Annotated in this window: 17 protein-coding genes; 9 read left to right on the forward strand and 8 right to left on the reverse strand. The window is 41.2% G+C overall.

What is annotated here, in order from left to right:
• The first annotated feature begins 5 nt into the window (after positions 1–5).
• Together J4526_06180 and J4526_06185 are read left to right on the forward strand one after the other, a co-directional pair.
• Positions 6–890 carry a xanthine dehydrogenase family protein subunit M gene (locus J4526_06180; protein ID WFO74666.1) on the forward strand — a complete coding sequence of 295 codons (885 nt, stop codon included), beginning with the start codon at positions 6–8 and terminating at the stop codon, positions 888–890.
• 8 nt (positions 891–898) lie between these two features.
• Positions 899–1360, forward strand: a complete 462-nt coding sequence (locus J4526_06185) for a (2Fe-2S)-binding protein (GenBank protein WFO74667.1) — start codon at positions 899–901, stop codon at positions 1358–1360.
• A 50-nt stretch (positions 1361–1410) separates the two neighbouring features.
• Here J4526_06185 and J4526_06190 read toward each other — a convergent pair whose 3' ends face one another.
• From J4526_06190 to J4526_06205, 4 genes are all read right to left on the reverse strand, one after another.
• Positions 1411–2076: a hypothetical protein gene (locus J4526_06190; protein WFO74668.1), complete on the reverse strand. Its 666-nt coding sequence runs from the start codon at positions 2074–2076 to the stop codon at positions 1411–1413.
• 2 nt (positions 2077–2078) lie between these two features.
• Positions 2079–3464 carry a hypothetical protein gene (locus J4526_06195; GenBank protein WFO74669.1) on the reverse strand — a complete coding sequence of 462 codons (1386 nt, stop codon included), beginning with the start codon at positions 3462–3464 and terminating at the stop codon, positions 2079–2081.
• Between the two features lie 143 nt (positions 3465–3607).
• On the reverse strand, positions 3608–5134 hold the full coding sequence (locus J4526_06200) for a sodium:solute symporter family protein (protein ID WFO74670.1): 1527 nt from the start codon (positions 5132–5134) through the stop codon (positions 3608–3610).
• Between the two features lie 5 nt (positions 5135–5139).
• A complete protein-coding gene (locus tag J4526_06205) occupies positions 5140–5346 on the reverse strand; it encodes a hypothetical protein (protein ID WFO74671.1) in 207 nt (68 codons plus the stop codon).
• Positions 5347–5504: 158 nt separating this feature from the next.
• Between J4526_06205 and J4526_06210 the strand changes: the two genes are divergently transcribed.
• From J4526_06210 to J4526_06235, 6 genes are all read left to right on the forward strand, one after another.
• On the forward strand, positions 5505–6497 hold the full coding sequence (locus tag J4526_06210; protein WFO74672.1) for an ABC transporter ATP-binding protein: 993 nt from the start codon (positions 5505–5507) through the stop codon (positions 6495–6497).
• Between the two features lie 8 nt (positions 6498–6505).
• The gene (locus J4526_06215) at positions 6506–7315 is read left to right on the forward strand and encodes an ABC transporter permease (GenBank protein ID WFO74673.1); all 810 of its coding nucleotides are present in this window, start codon (positions 6506–6508) and stop codon (positions 7313–7315) included.
• On the forward strand, positions 7312–8109 hold the full coding sequence (locus tag J4526_06220; GenBank protein ID WFO74674.1) for an ABC transporter permease: 798 nt from the start codon (positions 7312–7314) through the stop codon (positions 8107–8109). Before J4526_06215 ends, J4526_06220 begins: the two co-directional genes overlap by 4 nt.
• A gap of 134 nt (positions 8110–8243) precedes the next feature.
• Entirely contained in the window at positions 8244–8732 is a 489-nt protein-coding gene (locus J4526_06225) for a hypothetical protein (protein WFO74675.1), read from the forward strand.
• Between the two features lie 55 nt (positions 8733–8787).
• Positions 8788–9828 carry an anion permease gene (locus J4526_06230; protein WFO74676.1) on the forward strand — a complete coding sequence of 347 codons (1041 nt, stop codon included), beginning with the start codon at positions 8788–8790 and terminating at the stop codon, positions 9826–9828.
• 120 nt (positions 9829–9948) lie between these two features.
• Positions 9949–10956: a hypothetical protein gene (locus J4526_06235; protein ID WFO74677.1), complete on the forward strand. Its 1008-nt coding sequence runs from the start codon at positions 9949–9951 to the stop codon at positions 10954–10956.
• A gap of 23 nt (positions 10957–10979) precedes the next feature.
• Here J4526_06235 and mgtE read toward each other — a convergent pair whose 3' ends face one another.
• Positions 10980–12380, reverse strand: coding sequence for a magnesium transporter (gene mgtE, locus J4526_06240; protein ID WFO74678.1), 1401 nt, complete (start codon positions 12378–12380; stop codon positions 10980–10982).
• 467 nt (positions 12381–12847) lie between these two features.
• Here mgtE and J4526_06245 point away from each other — a divergent pair, with 467 nt between their 5' ends.
• The gene (locus J4526_06245; protein ID WFO74679.1) at positions 12848–13573 is read left to right on the forward strand and encodes a hypothetical protein; all 726 of its coding nucleotides are present in this window, start codon (positions 12848–12850) and stop codon (positions 13571–13573) included.
• Between the two features lie 31 nt (positions 13574–13604).
• On the opposite strand, the gene J4526_06250 is transcribed toward J4526_06245, so the two are convergent.
• The 3 genes from J4526_06250 to J4526_06260 all read right to left on the reverse strand — a co-directional run bounded on the left by J4526_06250 (position 13605) and on the right by J4526_06260 (position 17034).
• The gene (locus tag J4526_06250; protein WFO74680.1) at positions 13605–14228 is read right to left on the reverse strand and encodes a PH domain-containing protein; all 624 of its coding nucleotides are present in this window, start codon (positions 14226–14228) and stop codon (positions 13605–13607) included.
• A gap of 96 nt (positions 14229–14324) precedes the next feature.
• Positions 14325–15527 carry a DNA double-strand break repair nuclease NurA gene (locus tag J4526_06255; GenBank protein WFO74681.1) on the reverse strand — a complete coding sequence of 401 codons (1203 nt, stop codon included), beginning with the start codon at positions 15525–15527 and terminating at the stop codon, positions 14325–14327.
• The gene (locus J4526_06260; protein WFO74682.1) at positions 15520–17034 is read right to left on the reverse strand and encodes an ATP-binding protein; all 1515 of its coding nucleotides are present in this window, start codon (positions 17032–17034) and stop codon (positions 15520–15522) included. The genes J4526_06255 and J4526_06260 overlap by 8 nt, the downstream gene beginning before the upstream one ends.
• Positions 17035–17108 lie beyond the last annotated feature (74 nt).

The raw sequence follows: 17108 nt of genomic DNA on the forward strand, positions 1-17108 counted from the left end.
TAGGCATGTTCTATAGAATACCATTGTTTAACTACTATAAGCCCAAGAGCCTTGATGAAGCTCTAGAACTTATCGATAAACTAGAGGATGCCAAAGTTATTGCCGGCGGTACAGACCTCATTAACGACATGAGGATACGTAGATACAAACCAAAACACTTAATCGACATAAGTAGTATCAAAGAGCTCAACTACATTATTGATGAAGGAAGTGTTGTAAGAATCGGTGCGTTGACTCGCCTACAAGAACTTGTTGAATCAAGTACTATAAAGACAAAGCTCCCATTACTCCATAATGCTGTCTACAACATGGCTAGCTGGCAGATCCGTAATATGGCTACTATTGGTGGTAACTTGTGTAACGCCTCGCCAGCAGCCGACACAGCACCACCACTACTTGTTCATGAAGCGAAACTTAAGCTGACTAGTATCAATGGAGAAAGAATAGTGGATATAACAGAGTTCTTTAAAGGCCCACGGAATACTGTTCTGAAGAAAAACGAGTTGCTGACCGAGATAATAGTCCCAATACTAGACAGCTATGGTTTCTCTTACATAAAGTTTGGTCGTAGAAGCGCTTTCACATTATCAGTTGTTGCTATTGCTACTGCTGTGAAGGTATCTAATGGAGTATTTGAAGACGTGAGAATAGCGTTAAACTCTGTTGCACCAACGCCTGTTAGAGCAAAGAGTGTTGAAGAGTACTTGCGTGGAAAGAATATATCACGTGATGTAATCGATGAAGCGGCAAAACTTGTTATAAAAGATATATCGCCGATAAGTGATGTACGTGCATCGGCTGATTACCGTAGAGAACTATCTATTGTTTTAACACGTGATACACTGGTTAATGCATTAAAGAACCTAGGATATAGCTTTGAGGAGGTGTAGTCAAGTAAATGGTTAAAGTAAGTTTCATTCTCAACAACAAACCTGTAGAAGTCGATGTTAAACCCAATGAGATACTACTTGATACATTGAGACTTAAACTGGGGGTCAAGAGCGTTAAGCGTGGCTGCGAGAAAGGAGAATGCGGTGTATGTACAGTACTGCTTGACGGAAAACCAGTGTATTCATGTATGATATTCACAGTACAAGTTAATGGGCATAGAGTAACAACTGTTGAAGGTTTAGCAAATGATGATTTATTCAAGAAGCTAGTCTATAGTTTCGCGGAAAAAGGAGCCATACAATGCGGATACTGTACACCGGGAATAATGCTTGTAGCTTATAGTCTTCTATCACAGGGAAGAGGCATCACGAAAGAAGATGTGATAAAAGCTCTAGAAGGCAATTTGTGTAGATGTACAGGCTACAAGAAAATTATTGAGGCAGTATTGGCGGCGAGCACTAGAGACTGATACCATCCAGGTATTTAGTAAACAAAATCGGGAAAAGTGTTTACAATATTCTATTCATGTTTTTCTCTGCGATACTTCTCTATTATGTCATGGAAGAAGTACCAGGCCGAGAACACTCCTATAGATAACCCTATTCCTATGCTGATACCCCATGCTAGTGCTGCCTTTACTTCCGGAGAGAGTGCTGTTATGTCTATAATCAGTACTAGTGACATGAACAACAAGAGCAGGAACATGAAGCCTCGGAGACGTGCTTCCATACGTATTCTTTCTACAAGCAAGCTCAGTGATATGAAGACGAATATGACTAGGAATACGACGCTAGCAACACGGGCCACGTAGTCTATGAACAATGTTGTTGCATGGACTTGTTCTGGGAATAACGTCAAAACTATTGAGTATAGTGCGAGTATCGCTAAGCCTATGTTGGTTAGTGCTATTACGAGATTTGTTACACTAAAATAGGTGTGCATGAGCAACGGCTTCATGATCTCGTCTACGCGGAAGATAGTGAGTATCTTCCTAAGCAGCCTGGTAACAATAAGTGCTATAGCTACGTAGACCGCTACTATCGCTATAGCTATAAAGATCTTTGGAAACACTGATACGAGATCACGTAGGGCCATCGAGAAGGCTTTCCATAGAACCTCTATACCGCCTGCAGTAGTATTCGTGGTAGGTAGTGTCTCATTCGCGTAGACGTCTAGGCCAAGCATTTTCATCCACCACTGGTCAACATGATAATGTAGTATAGTGTCCTATATATTATGAACAATATAATTAGTGCTAGCACTAGAATAGTGAATCTCAGGGCGGTCCTGGCTGTTTCCTCCATTGTGAACAGTATGAAGCTATAGCTCGTTATGCTTGATTGATAAAGTATTCTCGAGTACAATCTAGTATAGCTTGGCGGAACTATTGCTAGTTCAGGTATTGTAGTTAATGCTATACCTAATCCTAGGAAACCATATAGGCTGGCAGCAATGAATACTAGCATTGTGGTCTCGGCTACGAGATATCCTGTAAACCCGGCTATCATTGTCGCCATCGCGCCAGCTGTTGATAATAGTATTCCTGCTCGTGTAACACCTAGTTTCTTAACCAGTCCTGCATAAGCTATGCTTACGTAGAGGTTTGTTCCGACCAACGAGAAGCTGTATATTACAGCTATGCCTAAATGAGCTAGCGGGAACGGTGTTATATAGACTAAAATAGGGATCGTGCTTAACAGGATAATGGCATACCTATAGCTGGTTATTCCTTTTCTAACCCAATATAGGCTTGAGAAGATGTTTGATAGCGTCTGAATGAACCCAAGTAATGCTGCCAGGTAATCGGGCGCATTAAGATCACGCATTATCCTTGGTACCCATGCTATCGATAAGAGGCTTGATGAGCTAAGTAATACCACTAAGAGGAGATAGACATTAACAGCCTTAACCTCAGCCTCTTCCTCCTTTTCAAAGATCTTCGGTATCTCGCGTTCCTCTAGAGGAGCAATAGCCATTATAATGCTGGCTACGAGGCCTAACATGAATGCGATAATGTATAATGCTATATACTTGGTTCCAGGTTCTCCTACGGCTAATGTAATGACCATTATTACTTGGGCTATTATACTTGCTATGCTGCCCGAAATAGTTCTTTGTGCAACTAGTCTCTTGTACTCGGCCTCAGGGAAGGAGACAAGAAAGAACTGGTTGAGAAACACGCCAGTAGGTATTGTAGAAGCCACGGCTAGGCTATATACTATGGTCTCGCTCTCGGTGGAGTATGCGGCAAAAGGTATTGCGAGCCACATGATTCTCTCGAGTACATGGAAGAACAAGAGTTTCTTCTTACTTGGAACGAGGACGGCTTTCTTGTAGAGAATAAGAGCCATTAGTAGAGCCAATAGGCCTGCGAAAGAGTTCAAGAGAAGGAGATCACGGAGCCCATAGCCTGTAGATACTAGGAATATTGGTGTTAGACCACGTGTTATAACGACGTAGAATCCTCCGAAAGCAGCTTCAAGCACAAACAATAGGAACAATAGTTCTTTGCCTTTCTTTTTTCTGGCTCGCTCAGTTATTATGGAAAAAGAAGGTCTCCTTGGCAGGTGCAATGCTTATCCACCTACAGTTGGTATCCCATCTTAACTGCAGTGTCCCCCAAGGATACTGTATCCTGTCATGTGTACGTGGTGTTGCGTGTAAGAAAAGTGGTTAAAAACAGTTTTGGTCATATTATGTTGGAAAAATAATGTTGTTATTTTCCAGCTAGCTTGCCAACCACTATACCTATAGCGATCACTATTAGATTTGCTATGAGACCATAGAACCCAGCATAGAAGCCTAGTCTTTTTAATGATACAAGGAATTCTCCTACAGGAGCTAGTGGTGTGGCTGCCAGGGCTGATGCTATATCTTTCGAGGTCTTGATTAGTCCTACTGTTATCATTCCTACAGACATTCCTGCTACAGCAGTTCTCTTGCCTATAAGCCCTGGCTTTAATAGTCCTATAACGTATTGTGGGAAGAACTGTACTATGCCTGCGTAGCCTATGAGTAGAAGATAGATCAGTATTCCTGGCGCGTATAGGGCTAGTATAAGTGAGATAATAGCTATTGCTGCCGTGAATAGCCTGGCTGCGAAAACTAGTTCTTTACCTGTTGCATTAGGCTTGAATACACGTTGGTAAGCATTCCTTGAGAACAATGCTCCACATACATGGAGTATTGCGGCAGCTGTTGATATTGATGCTGCTAGTGCTCCTGCGCCAACGATCCCGACGAACCATGGTGGGAATAATTGGCGGGCAACAAGCATGAACGCCATATCGCTGTATGGTTTCTTGTATACTGGTAGGGCCAGCATACCTGTCGCGAATAATGCTATAGCAGTTAGTCCCACCATTATGGCAGGGATCTGGCTTACCTGGTATACACCGACGAGCACCATGTTCTTCTTAATTGTCTTAATGTCCTTGCCGCCAAAGATGTTCTGGACACGGTTTGGCCATAGCCAGAAAGCTAGTGGTGCTGTAAGCATTAATGTTACCATCCAGGTGAGATCCTGTGGTCTTAAGTATAGACTGAAAACACCGCCTTCGGGTTGTGTTGCCGCATAGTCTTGGAGTACAGCGAATAATCTATCGTAGCCTCCGAAAGCTATTATTGGTGCTAGTAGTCCTACAAGCCATATTGCAAACAACATTATCGCGCCTTGTAGCGCATTAATGAAGGCCACACTCATTAACCCACCGACGATTGTGAATACGGCTATCAGCAGGAATGCTATGAGTTTAGCTGTAACAGGATCGAACATTCCGTAGCCAGCTACCTCTATGATATAGCCTATGCCTTGTATCTGGAGCTGTATGTATGGTATACTCCATAGAGCGCCAGTGATCGCGACGAAAGCTCCAACACCCTTGCTACCATAGAGATCCTCGAAAGCATCAGCTAGAGTTAACCAGTTCCTGTTCTTAGCGTGTTTCCAGAGACTAGGGATCAACAGGAATCCTATAAGATAAGAGATCATGCCGTATAGTGTTATACCCCATACTCTAGCGCCTTCACGTGCAGCTGTACCAGGCAGTCCGAGGAACGTGTATGCACTATAGATGTTTGCTCCAAGGCTAAGCCATAGGATCAATAGTCCTAGTGTACGTCCCGCGACAAACCATGCATCAACGCTGGTTAGCTTCTCGAATCCCTTCTTCGTGGAGACATAGCCTACAATACTTGTTAAACCAAGCCATCCAGCTATAATTATCAAAGCAAGGTACTCCATGTTCTTCACCACTCGAGCTTCTTATCAACAACATAGGCTGTTACAAGAAGCCCGAAGGCATAAAGAGTCCATAGCATCATGTAGATCCATAGAAGAGGTATACTGCCTATGTATATGTTACTGCTATTCACTGCTGGCACGAATACTGCTGGGAGATATGCTAGAACTAGAAGTAGAAAGAACACTACCTTCTTTAAGTATCTTGGAGGCATAAGTACAGCCCCGTGAATACTCTAATGAGTGTCCATAAATATTTTTCTCTATGTGGTGATATGTGGAGTTGTCTCCAGTTCTTTTGTGTAGACATGCTCCAGCGAATCTTTATATCAAATAAACAAATTTTCTTTTTAAACAGGTAAAGGGGATTGCAATGAGTTATGCTGTTGTAGCAGAGGATCTTAAGAAAACGTATAAGACGAAGAAGAGAAAGGGATTGCTCCGTGGCACTGTAGAGAGAATCGAGGCTCTTCGAGGAATTAGCTTCAAGATCAAGCATGGCGAGGTTGTCGGTCTCCTAGGGCCTAATGGTGCTGGGAAAACAACTACTGTTAAGATCATCGCGACGCTACTTCTTCCTGATGAGGGAGAAGCTTATGTTGAGGGATTTAGTGTTGTCAAAGAGCCTAATGAAGTCAGGAAACGAATAGGACTGCTACTTAGTGTAGAAAAAGGATTCTACGGGAAACTCACTGGCAGAGAGAATCTGGAGTACTTTGGCGCATTATATGGGCTAGGTGGGAGGGAGCTCAAGGAGAGAATAAACTATCTCATGAAGCTTCTTGAACTCGATAAACTTGGTGCTGAGGATAGACTCTATGAGGAATATAGTCTTGGCATGAAAGCTCGTCTAGGGCTTGCCCGTGCTCTTCTCAAGGATCCACCAGTGCTGTTGCTCGATGAGCCAACACTAGGTCTTGACCCACCAAGTGCACGTAAGATCAGGGAGCTAGTTAAGAAAATGGCGAGAGAAGGCAAGGCTATCTTGTATACTACTCATAACATGTTTGAAGCAGAGATTGTTTGTGATCGAATACTATTGATCAACAAGGGAGTCATAGTTGCTGAGGGGTCTCCAGAGGAGCTTAAGGCGAGAATACCTAAGCTTAGAACGATAACTGTTGTTGTGAAAAATACTAGTCAGGACGTGCTCAAAGAGGTTGTCTATAAGGTCCTGGGAGACTCTATTGAGCCAAAAATAGAAGTTGTTGGAGAGAAACTATACCAGCTAAGAGTATCGATAGAGAAACCCGAAGAATACGTGGGAGAGATCATTAGGCTTCTCGTCGAGAAAGGCTATGACATAGTTACTATGAAGATCGAGGAGCCCACTCTCGAGGATGTATTCATATATTTCACAAGGTGAGTCTGTCAATGGGTTTTCTAAGGATTCTATGGGCTGAAATGAAGTTTGTGTATGCTGACATATTTAGGAGAAAATCAATGCTTGCAATTATCATCTTGTATCCGTACATGCTAACATTGTTCATACTATTGATAGGCACGTCTCTTGGCTCAACAAAAGTATTCATTGAGAGAATAGGGGTTGACCCTGTAGTATTCTTTATAACAAGCGGGTTCATGATGATGGTCATCCTTGGTGTAAGCGACGATTTGTTGTGGAAGCCTATAGCAGACCGGCAACTTGGTACACAACCATACATAATTGCTTCACCAGTACCGAGAATAAAGTATTACTTCGCTATCCCTATTCCGCGCCTCATCATAGTGTTGGTACTGGGGTTAACCAGTATTGTGCCGATAATGTATTACTACTATGGTTTCGAAGGCATATATGAAGCATTGGTAATCATAGGTCTCACAGGGCTTTCTGCTCTCTTGTTCGTGACATTCGTTCTCATAATCATTGGTGTAGTCTATGGTGTTGGAGGAGAAAACTGGAGAGCAATAAACGTGATAAGACCGCTCCTGTTGGTACTGATGGGGGTTTATTACCCAAGATACATGATGCCCTTGCTGGGCAGGATAGCTAGTTCACTTATCCCCTCGTCCCATGTTGTTGAAGCTATTCAGAGGATTATAACAGGCTATGACGCGACGATAACGACTATATTGATGCTGATAGGTTTCGCTACAGCACTAGCCATATTCTATGCACCATTCGGGATGAAGAGCATGGTGTTCTGGGAGAAGAAGGTAGTCAAAGAAGGTGTTAAGACATGAGTGTTTACAAGACCGTGTTTAAAGCATATTTTGTTACAGAGCTTCTGAGAAACAAAGGTATAGTCTATGGTATACTTGGTTTAATGATGTGGCTCGCGCTATTCATAATACCAGTATCACTGTTTAGGCCACCGAATGTTTCTCCAGAAATAGCGTCTGCTTATGGTTTTACTGCTATACTGATATTCATGATCTATAGTATGGCTACATGGGATTGGGCTTGGAGCCTAAGATACCATATGGCACAAGGATTACTGGATTATGTTATCACTAGTGGTAGAAGCATATACGTACTCTTCATCGGCATTATACCGGTGTCCCTGATATGGGTATCAATTGCTCTAGGTGGAGCATACCTAGTATTGTCATTGACATCAGCACCACCAGCGCTAACTATAGTTAATCCATTGTATCTTGTAGCCGGGTTGCTGATACTAATGATTGTATTGTTTGCCCATGCCCTCATCCTAGGAGGTGCAACACTATCGGCTGGAACAGCTGGTCCTGTACTCGAGATACTGGGATGGATAATACCAATAGCAACCGGGGGTCTTTCACCACTTGTAAACATGCCCAGACCACTCCAAGTATTTGCGCTCATGACCCCCTATAGTTATCCAGCAGAGCTTATCCGGTACTCACTACTAAATACACCGACACTCCTCAACCTATACTTGACACTATCAATAGGAGCAGTATATTCCATAGTATACCTCGTGATAGCATTGAAAGTAATGAACAGGCAGCTCAAGAAAATACTTAAAGAAGGAGTAAAGACGATAGGTAGATACTAAGTTACCTAAAAGATAAAATAGCCGATGAAGAATGCTCTTCTGCGAATTTATTGACTAAAGATCCGGAAATATTTATTCTAAACCACTTTTGTTACTGATAGCGACAGCGAATCGTGGGTTCTGGTGCTAATACATTGCCTGATGGAAACCCGCCTCCTATTCGAGGGTGTTCTTATCAATCAAGCATGGGTTTCGATTATGGTCTTGCCGTGAGAGCCATTGAGACAGTGAAGAATTTGCTTACTTACCTTGTCATAGGTCCACCGTTAATTAAAAGAGGGCCTAAAGGGGAAATCCACGTTGACGTGCCTTTAATGTATCAGGGGTTTGCTTTGGATAGAATACATTACGACCCCTTATCGGGAACACCTTCGCCTAAAGGAAGACCTGTGAGGGCATTGGGGGTCTCTGTATCGCCTGAGCAAGTGAAGAAGAATATGGACAAGATAATTAGTGAGCTTCGGGTAGTTGAAGCTGTTGAGTTTCGTGAGCCAGAGAATGCATGGGTTGTCCCGATTGCATGGAAGTACTTGATTATAGCACATATCAAGGTTTCATATGATGGTAGTGAAATCATACCCGACTATGGATTAACTGAAGAGGTTAGAAGATACGTTGCATAAACTTAGATACTATGTTTTGTTGATGAGAAATTTTTTCTGTAAGGAAAAACTGTTTATGATATTACTTCTTCTTTATTTGGGTATTATACTATACAAGCCATTGATCTTGGTTAAAACTCCTTGGCTCATAGACTATAGGTCAATAACTATGATAATGACTCTAATGCTTATATCAAGAGGCTTAGAGTTTTCAGGATACATTACTATACTAGCCCATAGGATCACTACGTGTTGTGGTGGGTTGGAGAAACTGAATATACTCATAATAATTTTCTCCATGTTTATTGCTGCAGTATTAATGAATGATACAGCTTTATTTATACTTATGCCTCTAGTACTGGCGATAGCTAAGATCATTAGGATAGATCCCACTAAAATAATAGTGCTCACGGTAATAGCAGTCAATATAGGATCAGCGTTAACGCCAATTGGTAATCCACAGAACATAATCATATGGCAGTATTATGATATCAATGTAGTAGATTTCATGAAGTACACGTTTACCGTATTTCTACCCGCAATAGTTTTCTTGATAATCTACACGCTAGCTATTATGCCGAAGAAAGAGTTTAAGAAACCGCAGACACCTCCCTTGATAAAAAGGGATCCCGTCTTAGCATTGTTATCGCTTACACTACTCATATTAACAGTTATTGCTGCTGAGGAAAACTATACATTAATAGCATTACTTATTGCCATCATATCCTATGGTATCTATAGAAGAGAAATCATTAAGGGACTTGACTACGTGCTTGTTATGATTTTTGTAATGATGTTCATTGATTTCCGTAGCATAGTATTTATCCTTAATATTGTTCCCAGTAATATTCCGTCATTATTATTTATTGAATCAGTCTTGCTGAGCCAAATAGTCAGTAATGTTCCTGCAACAATAATTCTTCTTGGCTGCGACTGGCATATACTACTACTTGGAGTTAATGTAGGAGGAGTAGGTTTCATAGCGGGTTCTCTAGCAAACTTCATAGCATTGAGATTAACCGGGATTAACATAAAAGATTTCCATAAGATAACACTACCGTACTTTGCTGTTCTTGTTATATTCTACTACATAATGGCATTACTCGGGTTTATCTAAACTAGTATTGATTACTTAGATGAAATGTTTGCCATAGTTGTTGAGAGCAAAACATATTATTGCTGAAAATGTTACTCATATGAATGAATATTCATATGACTAATAATGCAGGTGATAACTATGAAGATGAGTATTAGAGAGTTTCCTCCGTCATGGTTTGCTAGTGTCATGGGTACAGGTGTTGTTGCGGTGGTGAGTTACGCTTACTCACGGTACATTCCAGTGCTTTCTGTTTTGGGGATAGTATTAGCTTATTTGAATATACTCTTGTTCTTCACGTTGCTTATACCATGGTGTATCCGCTGGATCAAATATAGAGAAGATGCTCTTCATGACTTGTATCACCCCGTGGTTAGCCATTTTTATGGAACAATAGCTATAGCGATGCTTGTTTTAGCAGTGGACTTCATAGTGATAATAGGTAATACAGTGGCTGCATGGATTTTCTGGATATGTGGTACCATTGCAACAATACTATTCTCTATAATAATACCCTACTTAATGTTTGTCCAAGAGAAGATAGGTATTGAAAACATTACTCCAGCGTGGTATATACCTCCCGTAGGCCTTATAGTTGTGCCGATGGCTGGAGCTTTGCTTCTAAAGAATACAACAGGTCTACTCTCTGATCTAATGTTGTTTGTAAACTATTCTGCTTGGGGTTCAGGATTCTTCCTCTATGTAGCCCTTTATGCGATCTGTATGTACCGCTATATAACACACCAGCTGCCTTCATGTAAGATAGCGCCTACTGTATGGATAAACCTTGGTCCAATAGGTGCTGGTGTCTCGTCATTATACATGTTGGTCAAGAACACATTCTTTATAACGTATAAGGAGCCACTCTACGTCTTCGGGTTGATCTTTTGGGGTTTTGGGGTCTGGTGGCTAGTAATGGCAATAATTATCACTTTCCACTATGTTAAGAAGATAAGTCTACCCTACAGCCTGGCTTGGTGGGCTTTCATATTCCCATTTGGAGCATATGTGAGTGCAACACATAACGTTGCAATAGTCTTTGGGATAGAAGTCATTGACTACTTTGGTTTAGCTCTATACTTCATGCTCCTAGGAATGTGGATTATAACAGCATTAAAGACTTTTATACATGTAGTCTTAGCCAAGTAATCTTGATTTTTAATCTAGGCTATTTACAGCCCCATTAAATATATAGCGATCGTGAAGTATAGTGTTATACCAGTTATATCAGCCACCGTGGTTATTAAAGGCGCCGATATAAGTGCTGGATCTAGTTTAAACATTACCGCTATAAACGGCAGCAATACGCCAAGCATACTAGCGACAACTATTATCACGGATAACGCTAGTGCAACAGTCAATGCAACCATTAGGTTCAATGAGATCGCGTAGGCTATGCCGAAGCCTATAGGCGCCATAATCATCGCAAGTATCGATGAAGCCGAGAGCTCCTTGACTATTATCCTGAAGAAATCGCTTATCCTAGCCTCGCCTGTAGCCAAACTCCTTATCACCAGTGTTGCAGACTGCGACCCCGTGTTGCCCCCGGTATCGGTTAATAGTGGTATAAAGAAACTCAACGCTATAACACTTGCCAACACGCTTTCAAAACGGCTTATCACGCTCACTGTTATCGACTCAAGCATATAGAGCACTATGAGCCATGTGGCCCGCCTACGTGCAAGCTCTATTGCTCTTGCAGTCAGGTAGCTCCCCTTAACGGCTTCTAGTAAACCACCGAACTTCAGTAGGTCCTCCGTAGACTCCGCCACAATAACGTCTATGATGTCATCAACAGTTATAACACCGACAAGCCTACCCTCGTCATCAACTACAGGTATCTCTGTTAGATCATACTTTACTACGAGACGAGCAGCCTCCTCACGATCGGTTAGTACGTTGACTGTTGCAGGAGGTTCCTGTGCGATCTCTCCTATTTTCTTGTCTCTAGGCTTAGTCATAAGGGTCCTGATATCAACCCAGCCTACAAGCTTGCCCTCATCATCCACCACGTAGACATAATTGAGTTTATCATAGAGGCCAAGCTGGTATTTTATAGAGTATTTCTCGAGAACAGTGCCAACAGTCTCGTCTTTATGGAAAATAGGTACGCGTGTAGTCATTACACCGCCGGCGCTCTCCTGAGGATACTTCATCAGCTCGGAGACCTCGGTAATTTTCCATGGTGGTAGAAGTGACAGGATCTGGTTCCTGATCTTTGAGGGAAGTCTCATAAGCACGTCAGCTATCTCATCGGGATGCATATCAGATAATATTCTTGCTAGCTTAGAAGCACCCTTCAATAATATTAACTCATACAGCACGTCGTCAGGTAACCTAGAGAGAATCTGGACAAAATAACTAGACGGTATCAACGACAATAATTTTCTCCTCTTCTCCGTATCAAGCCTCGCGAGAATATCAAGAAGGTCTTGGGGCTCTATCTCATCTATAATACGTCTTACATCATCCACTCTATGCTCTTCAAGAAACTCCTCTATTCTCTCAATAATATCCTCAATATCCCTGATCTCCTCCTGGTACTCACCGTCAACACTAAGCTTGTTTACCACGATATCATCCCCTATACCTACAAACTAGATAACATAACCCTAGGAATATAAGAAAGCAGTCCAAAAATAATTGGTAATAAATCTGGCAGATTCTTCATTATTATTTTTATTTAATATACAAATAAACATAAATATTGATATTGATACGATTATTAACATAATTCTCACAGAATTAGAATTATAATTAAGATAATGATTGTAAAGAATGGTATCATATGGTGTCTTTTTGTTTATATAAAATATTATCAAAATCCATAGTCTTGCATATACGTGATCCCTATTGCTTTGTTTTGTCCAATAAACAGCGTTTAGATTGAGTAAAACACTCTATGCAATCTAGTACAAACATAATCGCCAAAGTTATTAATTATTCTTAGCTTGGTAATAAGTAGAAATTATTTTAATGCAATAGGTATGTTAACAACTACTTTATACTAGAGTGCTGCATTGATTATAGGGAGTTATCTATGTTCTCGTATTATGCGGCAATAGTTAAGAACCTTCGTGGAGTAGTGATATTTGATCCAGAGGCTAGTGGTTCTTGGGATAAGGTTAAGTGGCTTGTGAAGAAGTTTAGGTATCGTAACTTGGGGTTGCCTCCTGTTATTGTCGAGAAGTATAGGGAGAAGCTGAGCAAGTATCTTGGCGGGAGTCCTTTCATAGAACTGGCTTACCCTATTGCGGAAGTTAAGATCCTACCAGCTGTAATGAAGGAGCATGGTGTTCCCGATGAGCTTGCTGAAGCACTTGTTTTGGCATCAGTGTACATATCGCCTCTCCTCGTAATCGGGGAAAAGTACGTTAAGTTACTAGAGCAGTACTCAATTGATAAGGTGCTTGTCTGCAGAGAGCTTAATGATAATGAGTGGAAGCTTCATTTGAGAATAGCTGACTACAGCATATTGGATATGTATAAGGAGAGAGTCTTCGAGATCCTAAATGCAATAGAAAATAACATGCTCAACCAAGAGCTCCTAAGAAATATTTCTGAAAAAAGACGTGATGACGTGGCAAAGGATAAGAAAAGATATTGGAGAATAACATGTGATCATGGCAAACCCTTTATCCTCTACATTGACATGATAGATGTCGTTGCCAAGACCATTGGCGTAGAGAAGTTCATAGAACTCATTAGAAACAAAAAAGAGCTCGCAGCAGGGTTATCTGTTGTCCCAGCAGTAAACTTAGGATAGTTGTTTTACATGGGATAAAAACGTGGCAACGTTATAGTCTATCAAGTATTTCTTCAAGTAACCTCCTGATCTCCCTTAGCTCTTTAAGCATATCCTCTTCAATAACTTTGCGTTCCTTGCTGGACAAGATCCCTGTCTTGTACCGTAAATAAGATAGTACCTCTTGGGCACGAAGAGCGTCTATCTGGAATAGTGATAATTCTGGACGTTGTACACCTGTTGCTGGTGTGAAAATATCTATGTTTGCTAGACCTAGTCTTCTCTGTAGAGGACCCTGTCGTAATCTTACTTCTGAAATCAAGTTGTATGGTACACGTTTTTCTTTAACCCACCATATCCCCTTACGCGAATACACATGATCTTCTTCTACTCTGAATAGTATACTCTTGTAGTATAGACTCACCCATATCCCAAATATTAGTGCTGGTATTAGTACGAAGACTATAATGGGGATGAGTATATTCATCATTATTGTTTCGACTACTTGTCTAGATGTTAAATCGAGACCATGACGTGATACAACAGGTTCAACGCTTGCAGCACCGAAGGCTAGTATTAACAGTAGTACTGGTATAAAGTACCATAACGAGTAAAGCCAGTATATTGTCTTCATCTTAGGTGATGGCTTGAACTCTCTTTCTTTAAGTTCGAACAATATATCATCCCGCTACAATCTCTTCTGCTACTATTTAATAATACAGTCTTTAAATAATAACTTAATGGTTACATAGCGAAAAATTCTATGACTAATTCATCTGAAACCAACTCTAGTCATTTTCTCTGGGTTAGTTAACCCAGCAATACTCAAGGCCAGCTTGTTGTTCTTCATTGTGCTTGTTAATTCTGAGTATAGTTGTTGCTGTACGAGATACAATAGTTCCCTCTTTATTATACCCATGGAGTCCACTATATCTATAGGATGAGGGACACCGTTGACACCAGTTATCCTAGATAAATACGATATGATTTCATCCAACTGTTTCCCACTAGGTACTAATGCCTCGATCTTTGTGGCTATCATGAAGTATGTTGGGTTCTCCGCCTTATAGACAGCTACTCTGATATCACCTGTTTTCGGCGCACAATCAATCACACGAGTTATCCAGGCAAGTCGTTCATTAAGAGATCTTAGTGACCGGGGCTCAAGATTTCTTGCATAGTTTCTTATGTACTCGCTCAAGCTAACAGCTATTTCCGAGTAAGAACCTATGTTAATCCATTCACCATTATCAAGTATGAATGTAGAAAACGCTTTGTCATTAATCTTAATGTTTGGATCACCTAGCACTACCTGGAGATCCCTGCCATAAACTCTCTTGACTATACCGACAATAATAGTACTTGTTTCCTCAGCTAGTTCAAGCATTTCCTGCGTTAGATCTAGTACACGATTATACGCTTTTATAATGAGGCTTTCACTACTTTTCCTACCAACATAACCAGGCGGGATTCTTGGAAACAATTCGCCGTCAAGCATTACTAGATCTACTTCTTGTCGCCCATTCTTCTTTTCTTTCAGGACATTTACTACAAACTCTCTTTCAATGATCTTGGAGTACGGTGTTCCTATGGTCTCGTTCTCTTGTATAAACTTAACATAACCCACGGTACTGGTTCTCTCTATAGACCCTGTTTCCCTACATCCATAGAACACATGGGATCTTGTGATCACAAGGAGTTTGCCGCCAGTGAGTTCTAGTGGTGGTGAAGTAAAGCTTGTATCAAGTGCTAGGCAACAGTATTTTGTATAATTACGTTGTATAATTTTTCTTAACATGCCATTATTTGATAGAATATTCCTATAATAGTCTCTTTTCTCTAGCAGTAGATCTGTTTTGAGGAACTCTATTATCTTGCGTGCTTCTTCTTTAACGCCCTTGAATACTATGGATGTCAGGGGCTCGCCTTCACTAGTTAGTGGTATGAATTCTTCCTCGAAAGGTTCTTCACTCAACCTCTTTCACCTTAACGAGTATCGGCATCTTAAACGGGTTCATGAGCCCTGCCACAAAGAATTCCCGCTTACCTAGAATAGCTAATGTGTTCTCGCTTATACCCGACATGTCCATGTAGCCTTTGAGCTCATTGAAGTCTCCTGGTGTCTGGAGTTTACTGAAGAACCATGTGTTGATGTTGCCCCTGATCTCTGGGTCTATATCTATGATTCTCTGTGTAGCCAAGAGGACTCCTAGACCCCACTTACGTCCTTCCCTAGCGATCCTGGTTATGGCTCTATGTGATGCTCCGCAATTCCTGCAAGCATAGTTGTGAGCCTCATCTATGACCACGAGAGTATTGATTGGTTCCCGTTTCTCTTCTATACGTCTCCATAGCTCGTTTATAACAGAAGAGACTATGTATCTACGTGCCTCTAGATCCTCTGTACTCAAGTCAATGACTACTAGTCTATCACTGGTAGCTTTGTCAACTATATCCTGTGGCAATAGATCACGTTTACTGAGTGATTCAAAGAATTGTTTACCCAGGTATAAGTCTATAGCTATGCCCAGCCTTATTTTAGAGCTATCTTTTGCCCTCATTCTCTGGAGCATGAGAACTGATTGTTTCTTGAACCAGTTTATATCCCACACAATATTTTCTCTGGCCAGTATCTCCTGGAGTCTAGAGTAATCAATATTGTTGAGGAAGTCATCAAAAGAAGGAATTTGCGGCACGAGCTTCTGTTGACCAGAACCAGTACCCGAGATTTCTGCTAGTAGTTCAGGTTTATTTCTACGGAGGTAATCGTAGAGATATGCAAGCAGTGAAACCATCACGTAGGGCTCATAAGTATTCCTGTTAAGTCCTGTTCTGTACAAGATCATGTCTGTTATGAGGCTTATATCTAGGACTATACGTGAGCCCTCTACCACGTGTTCTTTATAGAATCTAGTGTAGTCCATGCCAGTGTGATCGAAGACTATGACATTATAGTTTGTCTTAGCTAATACTTCGTCTATAAATGCTTTTACTAGTCTTGACTTACCAGTACCCGTGGCACCAACAACGCCAACATGGTAAGGGATGCCTCGAGCATCCAATGGTATTTCTATGCCACTATACTTATGTACGCCAACAACAAGACCTTCGCCGAGCCCTAACTCTAGATCGGAAGGAGATTCTATCACGTATACTCTAGACCCCGGGTTGGGTGGGAGCTGTGCTTCCGATAAACCGTTCCCGGATACAACACCTATAATCGAGACATAGCCAGAGCTATGGGGTAAAGTACCTGTCTCTACGAGATCGGGGTTGTCTACATAACTAGTTCTCTTCTTGGTGTCGAGAAAAGGCTCAAAACGTTTTATTAAACGAAGAACACCAAGATACTTTATGTTCCTACGTGTATCATCGACTAATACCAGCTGCTCTTCTTTAGCATAGTGTTCTACTTGATCCCAGATAATTACTGGAGCATAAGCTGTTGTCGAACCACTAGCTATAAGACCTATGAGTTTCAAACACAGTCCACCCAGTATACATTTATGCTACGTATAAAAAGAGGATAGTGATCAAATCTAGTTATACAATAATA

This window comes from Desulfurococcaceae archaeon MEX13E-LK6-19 (assembly GCA_029637525.1).
Lineage (GTDB): Archaea > Thermoproteota > Thermoprotei_A > Sulfolobales > Desulfurococcaceae > MEX13ELK6-19.